Raw genomic sequence first — 12509 nt, 5'->3', positions numbered from 1 at the left:
GGCTCGACGAGCTCGACGAGCTCGACGAGCTCGACGAGCTCGACGAGCTCAGGCCCGCGCGGCGACCTTCGACAGGTCCTGGACGACCTTCGGTGCCAGGCGCTCGCCCGAATCGAGCACGGCCCGTGCACGCTCGGGCGACAGGTCGCTGAAGATCTCACCGATGGTCATCCCGTGGTCGGGCCGGTGGGTCACCTCGATCGGGTCGCCCGCCGCGACCGAGCCGGACTTGACCACGCGGAAGTACGCCCCCGGCCGCCCCTCGTCGGCGAACCGCTTCACCCACCTGTCGATCCCCATCCGCCGGGCGAAGGTGCCGCAGGGCGTGCGGGGGATCGTGACCTCGAGTTCCAGGGTCTCGCCGATCCGCCAGCGTTCCCCGGTCACGGCCCCGGTGACGTCGATGCCGCTGGTGCGGAGGTTCTCGCCGAACAGGCCCGGCGTGACCTCGCGGTCGAGCAGGTCGGCGAAGTACGCGGCGTCCTCGTCGGCGTAGGCGTAGACGGCCTGGTCCACACCGCCGTGGTACTTGCGGTTCGCCTGCACGTCGGCGCGCAGGCCGAGGGGTCGGACCCGGACGCTGCCCGTGACCGGACGCTTGTCGATCGCCGTGACACCGATGATGCCCGAGTCCGGCAGCAGGCGGTCGACGCGGCAGACGGCGGTGACGAGCGGCATGGAGCAACTCTGGCGCACCCGGGCACGGTGCGCCAAACCCCGATGGGCAGCCGGGTCCGTCTGGGTTGCTCTTGACGTCGTGTGTGACGAAACGGGTGCGACCCACGTCCCACCGGTGACCACACCACGAGGAGCCGACATGACCCGCACTGCCGCAGTGCCCAGGAACGCCCACGCGCACGTGCTCGCCCTGGCGCGTGTCCGGTCGCTCGCCGCCCGGCCGGTCGGACCGCTCAAGGTCGTGCCGGCCCACCGGCGTACCCAGCCGTTCACCATCCACCACCAGTAGAAGGAACGCGTGCACCACCAGTCCCTCGCCGAGCTCGACGACGCGGTCCTCGCCGGCCGGTCGTCCGACGGTGACGTCCGGGCCTTCGAGGTCCTGATCCGTCGCCACACCCCGCTGCTCCGCGCCTACGCCCGTCGGACCCTCGGCTCCACCGACGAACTCGACGACGTCGTGCAGGAGACCTTCATCACCGCCTGGGACCGCCTCGACAGCCTCGAGGACCTCGCGCGGGTGAAGTCCTGGTTGATGCGCATCCTCAGCCGGAAGTGCCTGGACCGCATCCGCGCGCGTCGCATCCACGACGACGTCACCGAGCTCGAGGTCGCGGCGCCCGCCGACGACGCACCCGACCGGGTCGCCGAGGCTCGCTCCCGCGAGGACGCGGTGGAACGGGCGCTGGCCGAACTGCCCGAAGCCCAACGACGGTGCTGGATCATGAAGGAGGTGCTCGAGTACCGGTACGAGGAGATCGCCGCCGAACTCGATCTGCCACCGTCGACGGTCCGGGGACTGCTGTCCCGAGCGAGGAAGAACATGATCCGACTCATGGAGGGATGGCGATGACCGACCACGACGGCCTGCGGCCGGACCTGCCCGACAGCCCCGAAGCACTCGACGCCCTCGAACCCGGAGACCTGGACGGGCACTCGATCGACGAGCTCGCCGACTACCTCGACGCGGGCATGCAGCCGGCCGACCCGAGCATCGACGACTCGCCGGCGTGCCAGAACGCCCTGGCCGCGATCATCCGCGTCCGCCACGCCTCGCTCCGCTCGCTCGAGGCGGCTGCGCGCGACGAGGCCCCGGCAGACGAGTCCTGGATCACCGGCGTCCTGGCGAACATCTCGATCGAGTCCCGCTCCGGACGTGACGTCCCGCTCCGCCCGCTGTCCGAGACCGAGCGTCCCGTGATGACCGAGGGTGCCATCCGCTCGCTCATCCGGCGTACCGGTGACGAGGTCCCCGGGGTCCTCGTCGCCCGCTGCCAGCTGGACGGTGACGTCACGGAGCTGGCATCCCCGATCCGGGTGGCCGTCGAGATCGCGATCGCCGCCGGTCCGTCGATCCCCGCGACCGCCGAGCTGGTGCGCACCGCCGTGGCCGGTGCCCTGGCCGAGCAGACCGACCTGCTCGTCGAGGCGATCGACGTGGTCGTCCGCGACCTGCTGCCGGACCCCGAGCCCGGCACCGACCCGGAGGCGGCCCGATGAGCACCACCGACGAGACCCTCGCCGCGATCGAGTCCGCCGTCCTGCAGGTCCCCGGGGTCGACGATCTCTACCGTTCCCGCCCGACGGTGGCGAGCGCCGTCCAGGCGGTCCGCAGCATCGCCACGAACACCGGCCCGCTCCGGGTCGTCGTGGACGACGACGCCCTGCGCGTCGTCATCGGCACCGACGGCTTCCGCCCGGCTCCCGAGGTCGCCCGCGCCGTCCACGACGTCGCCCTGGCGACCGCCGCCGCGCACGGCCTGGCGCTCAGCCGCGTCGACGTCCGCGTCGCCCGGGTGGGTTGACCGCGACCACGAAACGGACGGGAGGCCCGTGGCGGATCCGCCACGGGCCTCCCGTCCGTCTGCCGGTCGCCGTCGCGACCCGCGCCGATCAGTAGAAGTTGTTCGCCTGCGAGTGTGCCCACGCGGCGCAGGGCGTGCCGTACGCCGAGCTGATATACTGCAGGCCCCAGGTGATCTGGGTGGAGGCGTTGGTGCGCCAGTCCGACGCGATCGTGGCCATCTTCGAGCCGGGGAGCGCCTGCGGGATGCCGGTCGCGCCGCCGTTCGCGTTGACGGCCTGGTAGTTCCAGCCGGACTCCTTGGTCCACAGGTTGTCCAGGCACCGGAACTGGTCCGCGCCCCAGCCGTAGTCGGACGACGCGAGCGAGGTCGCCGTGGCCTTGGCGCCGGCGACGGTGTTGCCCGCGGCGAGCTTCCGGGCGGCCTCTGCTGCTTCGGCGGCCGCCCGCCGCTCGGCTGCGGCCTTCGCGGCCGCCGCTGCCTTCGCGTCGACGTCCCGCTTGTCCTGCGTGGCGCTCGCCTGGGCGACGTGCGTGGTCGATGCGACCGTCGTCGAGATCCGGTTCGTCAGCGCCGCGCCGGACAGGTCCGGGTAGTCGCTCAGGGCATCGACACGCTGTTCGAGCGCCGAGGTGTCGACCTTGCCGTTCGCGGTCTGCATGACGGTCTTCGCCGTGGTGATCGTGGCGGCTGCCTGGGCACGGTCGAGCGCGGTGCCGCGCAGGGCGGGCTGCGCGGTCGCCGAGGCGCTCGCGGTGCCGGTCGGCATGCCGAGGGCCTCGCCGATGGCGGGCTGCGTGCCGACGGTCATCGCGCCACCGGCGACGGCGAGGACCGCCGCGCCGCCGGCGATCAGCGTCGCGCGGTGCCGCAGGGCCCGGCGCATCCGGCGGGTCGGGGTGTCCAGGGCCTCACGTCGGGTCGAGGCGGTGGTGGTGGGGAGCTCAGGAGTGTGTCGCATCGGTTCCGCAGGTCGGCGGCTCGGTGGGAAGGGACTCCTGCTGCGCGACCGAGATCGCGAGCCCGTACCGTCGTGCGGCCGTGCCGTCGGGTGGCACGCCGGGGGTCGGCGGTGCCGGTGACACCGTCGGCGACGACGGGGGAGTCCTCGAGCCGGTGAGGACCGGACGGTGGTGTGGGGCCCGTCCGTCCGCCGGGAGCAGCCGTGGGGTGGCCGCGGTCAGGCGGAGCCGACACCATGACCGGTCAGACTGGGCAACGCGTCCAGGAACGCTGGCAGAACGGTCCGTCCACCGCTTGGTAACGGTTCGGTAACGGTCGTGCGCGGCCTAGAAGGTGTGAGGTTCCTGGGCGTGCTCGCCCTGGGCGACGCGCTCGAGCGCGGCCAGGGCGCCGGCGATCGCCTGGACGTCCGACTCGTCGAGCTCGGCGATGAGTTCGGCGACGATCCCGGTGCGGTTCGCGCGGGCCTGCTCGACCGCTTCGATGCCCTCCGGTGTCGCCGTGACCATGAACGCCCGGCCGTCGCGCGGGTCGGCCTCGCGCTGGATGAACCCGCGCTGCTCGAGTTCGGTGAGGATGCGGGTCATCGTGGGCTTCGTGACCACCTCGATCCGCGACAGGTCGCCGGGGCGCAGGGGTCCGTGCCGTTGGATCGACGCGAGCGCCGACACGATGCCGTACCCGAGCGAGGCCGAGTCGGTACGGGCCCGTCGGTTGATCCGACCGACCGCGGCGGCCAGGCGTGCGGCGACTTCGGTACGGTCCGTCGGGCGGGGGTTCATGTGCTGCTCCGGGTGCCTGGTTCAGGTGGTCGCCAGCGATGCTATCGGTCCGCGCGACCCCGGGACTGGCAGCGTCACGCGCGTGCTCCGCGCACCGACCGGGAGGCCCGTGGGACGTCGACCGCCCGCCTCGCGTCGCGAGACGGGCGGTTCCTGTACACGGGTACAGGCAGCCTCAGTGCTTCTCGCCCGGCAGCTGGTGGATCGCCTCGGTCGCGAGCTCGGCCGCGACGTTGTCGCCGGATTCGGTCGCCGCGCGCAGACGCCGGAAGTCCTCGGTCATCCGGTCCCAGTCGACCAGCTCGTCGAGGTTCGGCAGACGCAGCCGGAACGCCAGGCCGTCCATCGTGTCGCGGCACACGCGCTGCAGGTTCTCGTTGCCGCACTCGGCGACGTACAGGGCGAAGACGTCGAGGGCGTCGTGGTTGACGGCGGCGACCTCGTGGGCCTCGAGCTCGATGATCGTCCTGTCGAGCTGCGCGAGGATCTTCTTCCGGGCCGCCGACCCCAGGCGCGGGACCGCGAGTCGGACGACGCCGCCGAACAGCACGCCGAGGGTCTGCATCGCCTCGATCACCTCGGCCGGGTCCGGCGTGGTGACGCGGGTGTACCGGTTCGGGGCCATCTCGATCAGGCCGGCGCGGGACAGCTGGCTCAGGGCCTCGCGGATCGGCGTGCGGGAGACACCGAGCCACGCGATGAGCTCGTCGTCGTTGAGTCGTTCGCCGGGCAGCAGCGTGCCGTCCATGATCGCGTCGTGGATCTTGTGGCGGACGGTGTCACGGAGCAGCTGGTGCTCGGTCGGGGCGCTGCGGGGGACCGGCATGCGTTCTCCTTCGGGGGGCGGTGGCGTCGGGGCGCCGGGCGAACGGGCACGGTCGACATCGCACGTGCTCGCATCACCGTACCTGATATGACAACGGCGTTGCGGTCGGTCACGCCCGTGCCAGTGTCCGCGTGTCAGGTACCGGTTCCGGTGGGTCCGCCCCGCTCGCCGAGCAGGCGGATCGTCGCCGGGTCCTCGGCGCCGCCGTACCAGCGGTCGAGCACGGCGACGAACGGCCGCGGGTCTGCGGAGACCCGCGCGAAGAGCGTCATCGACGACCGGAGCTTCACCGCGTCGATGCCCCCGAGCAGGGCGTCGGCGGAACGAGCCGGAGCGTTGTCCACGACGTCGGTCGCCGCGAGCAGGCGGGCCCCGAGCACCGGGTGCGCCAGGTAGGCACGGGCTTCGTCCGCGCCGGTGATGCCGTAGCGCTCGGCCGTGGCACTCCGCCCCAGGCCGGCCAGCTGGGGGAACACGAACCACATCCAGTGCGACGACTTGCGGCCCCGACGGAGTTCGTCGAGCGCGACGTCGTGCACGCCCTGCTGGGCCCGGACGAAGCGCCCGAGGTCGAACGGGTCGTCGGCCTGCGCGTCGTTCTGTGCGTCCGTCACCGGACGACCCCGCCCCAGCCGTACCGCACGGTCGTGCCGTCGACCACGAGCAGGGAGTCCGGCGCACGCTCGAACAGCCCCGGCATGCCGACGGCGTCGGGCAGGTCGCCCTCGAGCCGGTCGAGCGTGGCTGAACGGGTGGTGAGCTCCGGGTGCTGTCGCTGCCAGAACAGGGTCTGCGTCAGGTACCGCGCGTGGATGCCGGCGCGGGTGGTGAGCTCGGCAGCCAGCGGGGTGTCGACGACCTCGCCGGCGGTCACCCGCACCGAGGCCGCGTGCTTCGGCCTGGCCGCACCGGTCGGGCGTTCCTGCCGGAGCGACCGCGCCCACCGCACCGGGTGCAGTGCGCGGGTCGGGTGCCGGACGGAGCGGTGCGCCACCGCGTCACCGCGGCGACGGGAACGTGCGCGCGCGAACGTGTACGGCACGCCGAGCAGCGCGTGCGCGGCGACGATGGCGGGCACGTTCGCGGTGTCGACCGTGCGGTAGGTCACCCCGCGCCGCCCCTGGTCGTCCACCGTGAGCACCTCGATCGTGACCTCGGTCATGGTGCCGAGCCGCCCGGCGGACGGGAACGGCGGCACCCGGGTCTCCCGGAACACGTACGCCGACAGCCCCACCCAGGCGCTGCCGTCGACCACGTCCGGACGGGTCCCACGGGGGACGAGCCGCTGCAGCGACGCCGGGTCGTGCCGCCAGTGCGCGAACACGATGTCCTCCCAGGCGTGCTGGGTGACCGGGCGGTGCAGGAGCGGCACCGACGCGCGGGTCGACGACGGCTGGTTCACGGCTTCGGTGCGTGTCGACCGACACGCACGCCCCAGAGGACCAGCGGCGCCTGCAGCGGGAGTCGCAGCACCGAGACCAGTCGGCTCGCCCGGCTCGAGCGGGGGTGGTCGAGCAGGTCGTTCGCCATCTTCACGTTCGCCGGGAACACCGCCGCGAACAGCGCCGCTGCGGCCCACCCCGAGGCTCGCCGGGTGGCGGGGAACGCGAGCCCGGCGGCGATGCCGAGTTCGGCCACCCCGGAGGCCAGGGTGGTCAGCCGCGGTGGCAGGGCGTCCGGCACGATCCGGTCGTACCCGCGCGGGCGCAGGAAGTGGGTGACACCGGCAGCCCCGAGGATCACCGCCAAGAGGGTGGCAGTGCGGTCGGCACGTCGGACCCGGTCACGTCGTCGCATGCGCCCCATCGTGCTCGTCCGTCCTCGGAAGCAGCCGCAGACGCCGCCCGGGTCGGTGCGGGCTCAGGTCCGTGCGGGCTCAGGTCAGTGCGGTCGCCACGAGGTCGAGCACCGCCGTCGCCACCTCGGCCTTCGAGCCGGAGGTCTCGCGCACGACCTCGCCACCGGGGACCAGGACCTCGATCGCGTTCTCCTCGCGCTCGAAGCCGGCCGACCAGCCGACGTGGTTCACGACGAGCAGGTCCGCGGGCTTCCGGCTGATCTTGGCGCGGCCGAGCTCGATCCGCGCGTCGCGGTCGGGTTCGGTCTCGGCGGCGAACCCGACGATGATCTGCCCCGTCCGCCGTGCCGCCACGAGGTCGGCGAGCACGTCCGGGTTCCGCACCAGCTCGAGCGTCATGCGCTCGCCCTGCGAGTCCTTCTTGAGCTTCTCCGTGAGCACCTCGGCCGGACGGTAGTCGGCAACGGCGGCGGTCATCACGACGACGTCGGCTTCGGTGGCCGCGGTGTGCACGGCCTCGGCGAGTTCGAGCGCAGACCCGACGGGCACCACGGTCGCGTCCAGCCCGGCGGTCAGCGAGCCCTCGACGTTCGCGGCGACGAGGGTCACGGACGCGCCCCGACGCACGGCATCGGCGGCGATCGCGATGCCCTGACGGCCGCTCGAGCGGTTGCCGACGAACCGCACCGGGTCGAAGGGCTCGCGGGTGCCGCCCGCGCTGACGACGACGCGGACGCCGGCCAGGTCGCCCTGTTCGCCACGGGCTCCGGTGCCGGCCACCGAGCCGTCCGCGTCGCGGCGGCCGGCCGGTCCGGGGTGCTGGTCGAGCACGGCGAGCGCGGCGGCGACGATGTCCTCGGGCTCCGCCATCCGACCGATGCCCGCGTCGTCGCCGGTGAGCGCGCCGACGACCGGGCCGACCAGGTGGACGCCGCGGTCACGCAGCGTGGCGACGTTCGCACGGGTCGCGGGGTGCTCCCACATCTGCGGGTGCATCGCCGGGGCGACCACCACGGGTGCCTCGGTCGCGAGCAGTGTCGTTCCGAGCAGGTCGCTCGCCAGGCCGTGCGCCATCCGGGCCAGCGAGTCCGCGGTGGCTGGGGCGATGACGACCAGGTCCGCCCGGCGACCGAGCGCGACGTGGCGCACCTCGGCGACGTCGTCCCACACGCTCGTGGTGACGGGGTTGCGGCTGAGGGCCTCGAGCGTCGGCAGTCCGACGAAGCGCAGGGCGCCCTCGGTCGGGACGACGTGGACGTCGTGGCCGCGCTTGACCAGGTCGCGGACGACCCCGACGGCCTTGTAGGCGGCGATGCCCCCGGTGATCCCCACGATGACGGTCAGGGCGCGCTCTGCTGCTGCGTTCACCTGGCTCACGCTACCGGGGCCACGTGCGAGGATCGACGGCATGTGCACCGTCGTCGTCCGCGTCGACCCCGGGTCCGCGTGGCCCGTCACCGTGCTCGCCCTGCGGGACGAGTCGCCCGAGCGTCCGTGGGACCCGCCCGCTGCCTGGTGGCCGGACCGCGACCCGGACCTCCGTGGTGTCCGTGACCGCTCCGCCGGTGGTGCGTGGCTCGCCGCGTCCGACCGAGCCGGCCTGGCCGTGGTGCTCAACCGCGCCGAACCCGTGACGAGCGTCGACGGCACGTGGACGACCCGCGGCGTGGTGCCGGTGGACGCCGTCGCCGACGACCTGCTGCCCGGACACGACGGCACACTGCCGACCACGCGGGCCTTCAACCTGGTGCGTGCAACGGCCGAGGGCGCCTCGGTGCTGACCTGGGACGGCGAACAGGTCAGCACCACCGACCTCGGCCCCGGCGTCCACATGGTCACGCACGGTGCGGCCGACGACCCCGCGGCGCCGCGCATCGGTCGGTGGCTCGAGGCCTTCCGTGCCGTCGACGCCCCGGCCGGCCCGCCGGTGCTCGGTCCGTTCGACGAACTCCGCACGGTGGACTCCGGTGGCGACGCCGGGGACGGCTGGGGTGGCTGGTTCGGGGTGCTGGCGGAGTCCGCAGCGCTGCCGAGCGACCACCCCGACGCGATCCTCCGCGACGTGCACGAGGCCGAGGGGCACATGACGACACTGTCCATCGTCGCTGCGGCCATCGCGCCGGGCCGCACCGTCCTGCAGCACGCTCGCCTGACGGAACCCGGTCGGCTGGACGGATCGGTCGAGCTGCACCGCGCCTGACGCTGGCCGGCGAGCGGTGCGACGCGCGGGCCGCGAGACGCCGGCGTGGCACCGAGACGCCGCCGGATCCGGCGGCGTCTCGTGCGTTCCGGGGCGTCGCGGTGTGACGCCGGCGTCTGGTGCGCGGTCCCCACCATCGGACGGGAGGCCCGTGACGGCGTGACCACGGGCCTCCCGTCCGCCTGTCCCCGCGTCCTCGACCGCGCGAGACGCCGGCGTCTGGCGCCGCACTCAGAGCGGCGGGCGCGTCCCGGTGAGGTCCTCGGCGACGGCCCAGAGCGAGCGGGCGAGGTCGGCGCTCCGCGCGGACCCGGGGATCGAGACGGTGGTGGTCGGACCGGTCATGCCGAACGGACCCGAGGGGCCGTAGTAGGCGCCGCCGACGGCGTTCGGCCCGACCGCCGCGTACAGCAGCGGCTCGGTGCCCTGCTCGACGGCCTGGGTGAAGGGCAGCGCACGGTTGCTCGACCGCACCGGCTTCGACCGACCGAGCGAGCGTCCCGCGGCCTCCAGGTTCGTCCGCGTGTAGCCGGGGTGGGCAGCGGTGCTGACCAGGGGCACGTCGGCCTCGACCGTCAGACGGTGCAGGTGCAGCGCGAGGAGCAGGTCGGCGAGCTTCGACTGCGCGTAGGCGCGCCAGCCGTTGTAGCCGCGCTCCCACTGCAGGTCGGCGAAGCGGATCCGGCCGGGGATCGCGGCCAGGCTCGACATCGTGACGACGCGGGGTGCCTGGGTCAGGGGCCCGTCGGCGAGGGGTGCTCGGGCGCGGAGCAGCGACGGCAGCAGCAGGTTCGTCAGGGCGAACGGGCCGAGGAAGTTCGTGCCGAACTGCAGCTCGAAGCCGTCGACGGTCTCGAAGCGTTCCGGTGGGGCCATCACGCCGGCGTTGTTCACGAGGACGTCGATCGGGCGCTCCTCGTCGACGATCCCGGTCGCGAAGCGACGCACGCTCGCCAGGTCGGCGAGGTCGAGTTCGCGGACCTCCACGTCGGCCGCGGGGTGGGCGGCGCGGATACCGGCAGCGGCGGTCTCGCCCTTCTCGGTGCTCCGGACGGCGAGCACGACGCTGGCGCCGGCTCCGGCGAGGCGCAGGGCGGCCTCCTGTCCGGTGCCGCTGTTGGACCCGGTGACGACGATGCGACGTCCGGTCTGGTCGGGGAGGTTCGGCATGCGGGCGACCGTACTCGTGTGGGCTGGCCGACCCCGGCCCGACCCGGTGCGCGCGCACTGACGTCGTGCTATGTTTATGCAAACGCATGGAAGTGCGACCAGGAGGACACCATGAGCAACGCATTCGGCACCGACCGTCCCTCGGACGTCCCGCCGCCCGCACCCGACCGGATCGGACCGCTGCAGCTCGGCCTCGACACCTTCGGCGACGTCACCGAACGCGCCGACGGCAGCCTGCACTCCGACGCGCAGAGCATCCGCGACGTCGTCGACCAGGCCGTCCTCGCCGACCAGGTCGGCGTCGACTTCATCGGTGTCGGGGAGCACCACCGCGCCGACTTCGTCGTGAGCGCCCCCGAGGTCGTCCTCGCCGCGATCGCTGCCAGCACCGAGCGCATCCGGATGGGCTCCGCGGTTACCGTGCTGTCCTCCGACGACCCCGTCCGTGTCTACGAGCGCTTCGCAACCGTCGACGCCCTGTCGAACGGTCGCGCCGAGGTCATCCTGGGTCGTGGCTCCTTCACCGAGTCGTTCCCCCTGTTCGGCTACGAGCTGAGCGACTACGAGGTCCTGTTCGAGGAGAAGCTCCAGCTCTGGGCGGCCCTGCGCGGCGGCGACGCCGTCACCTGGTCCGGCACGAAGCGCGCGGGCCTGGTCGACCAGGATGTCTTCCCGAAGCTCGAGCACGGCGCCATCCCGACGTGGATCGGTGTCGGCGGCTCCCCGCAGTCGGTCATCCGCGCGGCGTCGTACGGCCTGCCGCTGTTCCTCGCCATCATCGGCGGGCAGCCGGCCCAGTTCGCTCCGTTCTCCCGCCTGTACCGCCAGGCCCTCGCGCAGCTCGACCTGCCGCAGCAGCCGATCGCGATGCACTCGCCGGGCTTCGTGGCCGCCACCGACGAAGAGGCCGCCGAGCGCTACTGGCCGTACCACAAGGCCGTCACCGACCAGCTCGGCCGGGAGCGCGGCTGGCCGCCCCTCGACGTCGCCGGGTACCGAGCGAGCCTGTCGGCCGGCGGGTCGCTCTACGTCGGGTCACCGGAGACCGTCGCCCGGAAGGTCGCGCGCAACATGCGGATCCTCGGCGCCTCGCGCTTCGACATGCGGTACGCGACGGGCCGTCTGCCGCACGCCGACATGATGCGGTCGATCGAGCTCTACGGCACCGAGGTCGCACCCCGCGTGCGCGAGCTGCTGGCGCAGCCCGTCCCCGTCGCCTGACGGACGCGGGCTCGGTCGGGGTCCCCGCTCCGCAAGACACCGGTGTTCGCGCTCCACACCCCCCTTCGCGGGTGTTCGGAGCGTGGGCACCGGTGTTCTGCGTGCGGGTTCCGGCGAGCAGGTGCACGCGCGCGACGGCCGGGAGGCCCGGCTCGGCCCGCCGAGATCGGCTCACGGGGGCCGCGGGTACGGTCCAGGGCATGTCGTCACGCCCCGACCACGCCTCCCGTCCCGCATCTGGTCACGCCGCCGACTCCGTCGTCGAGCGCCGGTTCCGCGGCCGGATCATGGGCGTCGGGACCACCTCGGGCGTCCGGATCGTCGTCGGGATGTGGGACCGGTCGCCGTTCGGGCCGTTCACGGACGTGTTCCTCGAGCTCCCCGACGGCACCAGCGTGCTGCTCGCACCCGACGAGATCGTCGCCGCGTACGTCTCCGGCACCTACCGCTTCGACACCGTCTCGGCGGTCGACGTCCGCGCCCGCCGCACCGCCCGCGGGCTCGAGCTGTCCGCCGGGGCGCTGCAGGCCTCGATCGACGTCGGAGGCATCTCACCGCTCGGCCGGATCCTGCGCATCGTGCCGAAGCCGATCGCCCGCGACCCGCGCTGGCTCGCCGCGATCGACCCCGTGGCACGCCTGCTCGCGCCCGGGTCCGGCACCGCGGGTTCGGCGGGCAACGGTCGTCGCGAGTACTACGGCGTGACCGGGGCGCACGACGTCACCGGCGTACGGGGCACCTGGGCGGGGGAGCCCCTCGGCGAGTTGGCGCCGCTCGACCCGCCCGTGGCGTTCGGCTTCGCCTCGATGCCGAAGATCCCGCAGGTCGTCGACGTCGAGACCACCATCCGCGAACCCGCCTGACCCTCGCGGGAGCCGTTCTCCGGTGCGTGCGTGCGCATGTTCCGACGATCCGCGCGTCGATCGACTCGTGTTCGGTCGCCCGATGCGCCTGCATCGGTTGCGTGTGCATGCAACGACGTTCCACCTGTCGATCGACGCGCGCGGTGTCGCTTCCTGCGCACGCATGCACGGTCCGATGGCCGTGACGCGCCGGGCCGGGGCGG

The 12509-nt window shown here is 73.3% G+C and carries 16 protein-coding genes; 7 read left to right on the top strand and 9 right to left on the bottom strand.

The window, feature by feature from the left end; translation table 11 throughout:
- Window positions 1-48: 48 nt before the first annotated feature.
- Window positions 49-678 carry an MOSC domain-containing protein gene (locus DEJ17_RS05340; protein WP_181421062.1) on the bottom strand — a complete coding sequence of 210 codons (630 nt, stop codon included), beginning with the start codon at window positions 676-678 and terminating at the stop codon, window positions 49-51.
- Between the two features lie 139 nt (window positions 679-817).
- Here DEJ17_RS05340 and DEJ17_RS17700 point away from each other — a divergent pair, with 139 nt between their 5' ends.
- From DEJ17_RS17700 to DEJ17_RS05325, 4 genes are read left to right on the top strand one after another with little or no spacing between them, the layout of a single operon-like run.
- The gene (locus DEJ17_RS17700) at window positions 818-967 is read left to right on the top strand and encodes a hypothetical protein (RefSeq protein WP_181421061.1); all 150 of its coding nucleotides are present in this window, start codon (window positions 818-820) and stop codon (window positions 965-967) included.
- 9 nt (window positions 968-976) lie between these two features.
- Window positions 977-1531, top strand: a complete 555-nt coding sequence (locus DEJ17_RS05335; protein WP_110892414.1) for an RNA polymerase sigma factor — start codon at window positions 977-979, stop codon at window positions 1529-1531.
- On the top strand, window positions 1528-2178 hold the full coding sequence (locus DEJ17_RS05330; RefSeq protein WP_146239636.1) for a hypothetical protein: 651 nt from the start codon (window positions 1528-1530) through the stop codon (window positions 2176-2178). The genes DEJ17_RS05335 and DEJ17_RS05330 overlap by 4 nt, the downstream gene beginning before the upstream one ends.
- Window positions 2175-2483, top strand: a complete 309-nt coding sequence (locus DEJ17_RS05325) for a hypothetical protein (protein ID WP_110892412.1) — start codon at window positions 2175-2177, stop codon at window positions 2481-2483. The genes DEJ17_RS05330 and DEJ17_RS05325 overlap by 4 nt, the downstream gene beginning before the upstream one ends.
- Window positions 2484-2571: 88 nt before the next feature.
- On the opposite strand, the gene DEJ17_RS17695 is transcribed toward DEJ17_RS05325, so the two are convergent.
- From DEJ17_RS17695 to DEJ17_RS05290, 7 genes are all read right to left on the bottom strand, one after another.
- Complete coding sequence (locus tag DEJ17_RS17695) at window positions 2572-3444, bottom strand: phospholipase (RefSeq protein ID WP_181421060.1); 873 nt, start codon at window positions 3442-3444, stop codon at window positions 2572-2574.
- A gap of 328 nt (window positions 3445-3772) precedes the next feature.
- Window positions 3773-4228 carry a MarR family winged helix-turn-helix transcriptional regulator gene (locus DEJ17_RS05315; RefSeq protein ID WP_027466277.1) on the bottom strand — a complete coding sequence of 152 codons (456 nt, stop codon included), beginning with the start codon at window positions 4226-4228 and terminating at the stop codon, window positions 3773-3775.
- Between the two features lie 175 nt (window positions 4229-4403).
- Window positions 4404-5054 (bottom strand): GntR family transcriptional regulator, encoded by a 651-nt coding sequence (locus DEJ17_RS05310; RefSeq protein WP_110892411.1) that lies wholly within the window; start codon window positions 5052-5054, stop codon window positions 4404-4406.
- Window positions 5055-5188: 134 nt separating this feature from the next.
- Window positions 5189-5668, bottom strand: coding sequence for a DUF1810 domain-containing protein (locus DEJ17_RS05305; protein WP_110892410.1), 480 nt, complete (start codon window positions 5666-5668; stop codon window positions 5189-5191).
- Entirely contained in the window at window positions 5665-6456 is a 792-nt protein-coding gene (locus DEJ17_RS05300) for a YqjF family protein (protein ID WP_181421059.1), read from the bottom strand. Before DEJ17_RS05300 ends, DEJ17_RS05305 begins: the two co-directional genes overlap by 4 nt.
- On the bottom strand, window positions 6453-6851 hold the full coding sequence (locus DEJ17_RS05295) for a hypothetical protein (protein WP_110892408.1): 399 nt from the start codon (window positions 6849-6851) through the stop codon (window positions 6453-6455). Before DEJ17_RS05295 ends, DEJ17_RS05300 begins: the two co-directional genes overlap by 4 nt.
- Window positions 6852-6930: 79 nt before the next feature.
- Window positions 6931-8196 carry a phosphopantothenate--cysteine ligase family flavoprotein gene (locus DEJ17_RS05290; RefSeq protein ID WP_110892538.1) on the bottom strand — a complete coding sequence of 422 codons (1266 nt, stop codon included), beginning with the start codon at window positions 8194-8196 and terminating at the stop codon, window positions 6931-6933.
- A gap of 64 nt (window positions 8197-8260) precedes the next feature.
- Between DEJ17_RS05290 and DEJ17_RS05285 the strand changes: the two genes are divergently transcribed.
- On the top strand, window positions 8261-9052 hold the full coding sequence (locus DEJ17_RS05285; RefSeq protein ID WP_181421058.1) for an NRDE family protein: 792 nt from the start codon (window positions 8261-8263) through the stop codon (window positions 9050-9052).
- A gap of 231 nt (window positions 9053-9283) precedes the next feature.
- Here DEJ17_RS05285 and DEJ17_RS05280 read toward each other — a convergent pair whose 3' ends face one another.
- Entirely contained in the window at window positions 9284-10222 is a 939-nt protein-coding gene (locus tag DEJ17_RS05280) for an SDR family oxidoreductase (protein ID WP_110892406.1), read from the bottom strand.
- 111 nt (window positions 10223-10333) lie between these two features.
- On the opposite strand from DEJ17_RS05280, the gene DEJ17_RS05275 reads away from it, so the two are divergent.
- Window positions 10334-11443: an LLM class flavin-dependent oxidoreductase gene (locus DEJ17_RS05275; protein ID WP_258366668.1), complete on the top strand. Its 1110-nt coding sequence runs from the start codon at window positions 10334-10336 to the stop codon at window positions 11441-11443.
- Window positions 11444-11643: 200 nt separating this feature from the next.
- Window positions 11644-12306, top strand: a complete 663-nt coding sequence (locus DEJ17_RS05270; RefSeq protein WP_110892405.1) for a hypothetical protein — start codon at window positions 11644-11646, stop codon at window positions 12304-12306.
- Window positions 12307-12509: the final 203 nt, after the last annotated feature.

It is taken from the genome of Curtobacterium sp. MCSS17_011, assembly GCF_003224275.1.
In the GTDB taxonomy this organism is placed as follows: domain Bacteria; phylum Actinomycetota; class Actinomycetes; order Actinomycetales; family Microbacteriaceae; genus Curtobacterium.
This window is presented reverse-complemented; position numbering and strand designations above follow the sequence as displayed.